This is a genomic window from Pelagibacterium lacus, assembly GCF_003345525.1.
Taxonomy (GTDB): Bacteria; Pseudomonadota; Alphaproteobacteria; order Rhizobiales; family Devosiaceae; genus Pelagibacterium; species Pelagibacterium lacus.
In genome coordinates, this window is record NZ_QQNH01000058.1 from 1 (window position 1) to 2394 (window position 2394).

The 2394-nt window shown below is 66.0% G+C and carries 2 protein-coding genes; both read right to left on the reverse strand.

The window, feature by feature from the left end; all coding sequences use genetic code 11:
• The coding region (gene cysN / locus DVH29_RS15985) for a sulfate adenylyltransferase subunit CysN (RefSeq protein WP_114647181.1) at window positions 1–1781 on the reverse strand (1781 nt) is incomplete at its 3' end.
• On the reverse strand, window positions 1781–2394 hold a 614-nt coding region (gene cysD / locus DVH29_RS15990), incomplete at its 5' end, for a sulfate adenylyltransferase subunit CysD (RefSeq protein ID WP_114647182.1). The genes cysN and cysD, both read right to left, overlap by 1 nt.

Below are 2394 nucleotides of genomic sequence, written 5' to 3' on the forward strand. Positions count from 1 at the left end.
TTGGTGATCTGGCCGGCCCGGGCTTTTGCATAGAGCCCCTTGGGGTCCCGCGCCTCGCAGATCGCCAGCGGGGTGTCCACATAGGCTTCGAGGAACGGGATGTCCGCGGCGATCTCGCGCGCCAGCCGCCGCTCGTTGCGGAAGGGCGAGATGAACGAGACCAAGACGATCAGCCCCGCATCGGCCATCAGTTTGGCCACTTCGGCCACCCGGCGGATGTTTTCGATCCGCGCCGCCTCGGTAAAGCCCAGATCCTTGTTCAGCCCATGGCGCACATTGTCGCCGTCGAGGATGTAGCAGTGCCTGCCCTCGGCGGTGAGGCGCTTTTCCAAAAGATTGGCCACCGTCGACTTGCCCGAGCCCGAAAGCCCGGTGAACCACACGATCTGCGGCTGCTGCCCCTTCTGGCGCGCCCGCACCTCGCGGGTGACGTCGAAGGACTGGTAGGAGAGGTTGCGGGCCCGCTGCAGCCCAAAGCTCACCGTCCCCGCCCCAAGCGTCAGATTGTCGATGCGGTCGATGAGGATGAAGCCTCCGGTCAGCCCGTTCTCCTTATAGGGATCGAAGGCGATCGGCTTGTCGGTGGCCATGGTGATGGTGCCGACCTCGTTGAGCTCCAGCCGCTTGGCCGCCGTCCGCTCCAGCGTGTTCACATTGGTCTTGTGCTTGAGGTCGGTGATGGTGGCCGGCACCAGCTGGGTGCCGATCTTGAGCAAATAGGAGCGGCCGGGAAAGGCCGGCTCCTCGGCCATCCACACCAGTTCGGCCTGGAACTGGTTGGAATAGTCCGGGGTCTGGCCCGGATGGCTGAGGACGTCGCCGCGCGACACGTCGATCTCCCGGTCGAGCACCAGCGTCACCGCCTGCCCGGCCATGGCCGCATCGCGGTCGCCATCTATGGTGACGATGCGCCTGATCCGGGCCGGTTTGCGCGAGGCGGCGTCCACCACCTCGTCCCCCACCCGCACGCGCCCCGAGGCGATGGTGCCGGCAAAGCCGCGGAAATCGAGATCGGGGCGGTTGACCCATTGCACCGGAAAGCGGAACGGGGCATCCGAGGTGTCCGCGTCCACCGCGATCGTTTCGAGATAGGGCAGCAGCGCGGGGCCGTCATACCAGGGGGTGCGCGCCGAGGGGGCGACGATATTGTCGCCGCGCAGCGCCGAGATGGGAATGGCGGCGAGGCTGGCAAAGCCCAGCCCTTCGGCAAAGGCGCGGTATTCGGCCTCGATGCGGGCGAACACCTCCTGGCTATAGTCCATCAGGTCGATCTTGTTGACCACCAGCACCACGTGTTTCACCCCGATCAGCGACAGGATGAAGCTGTGGCGCCGGGTCTGGGTCAGCAGGCCCTTGCGCGCATCGACCAGCAGCAGCGCCACATCGGCATTGGAGGCCCCGGTCGCCATGTTGCGGGTATATTGCTCGTGGCCGGGGGTATCGGCGACGATGAACTTGCGCTTGTCGGTGGAAAAGAACCGGTACGCCACGTCGATGGTGATGCCCTGCTCGCGCTCGGCGACCAGCCCGTCGACCAGCAGCGAGAAGTCGATGCCCTCTTCGCCCACAGGGCGGTTGCGGCTGTCCTTCTTGAGCGAGGCCAATTGGTCGTCGAGGATCTGCTGGCTGTCATAGAGCAGCCGGCCAATCAGGGTCGACTTGCCGTCATCGACCGAGCCGCAGGTCAGAAACCGCAGCAGCGTCTTGCCGGTCTGCTGGGCCAGCCACAGGTCGAGATCGGTATCGGCGGAAGGGGTCGGGGCAAGGGAAACGCGCGACATCAGAAATACCCTTCCTGCTTTTTCTTTTCCATCGAGCCGGCCTGGTCGCTGTCGATCAGCCGCCCCTCGCGCTCCGAGCTCCGGCTGGCCTGCATCTCCATGATGATCTCGGGCAGGGTCGCCGCGTCCGAGCGGATGGCCCCGGTCAGTGGATAGCAGCCCAGCGTCCTGAACCGCACCACCGCGTCGCGGGGCGCTTCGTCCGGCGCGAAGCGGAAGCGCGCATCGTCGATCATGATCAGCGTGCCCGAGCGCTCCACCACCGGGCGCGGACGGGCAAAATACAAGGGCACGATGGGGATCTGCTCGGCATAGATATAGGTCCAGATGTCGAGCTCGGTCCAGTTCGACAGCGGGAACACCCGCATGGATTCCCCCGGGGCCAGCCGCGTATTGAACACCCGCCACAGCTCAGGGCGCTGGTTCTTGGGGTCCCAGGCGTGGTTGGCGTTGCGGTGCGAGAAGATGCGCTCCTTGGCGCGGCTCTTTTCCTCGTCGCGCCGCGCCCCCCCGATCGCCGCGTCATACCCCCCGGCCGACAGCGCCTGGCGCAGCGCCTGGGTCTTCATGATGTCGGTATAGGCCGGGCCGTGGTCGAAGGGGTTGATCCCCT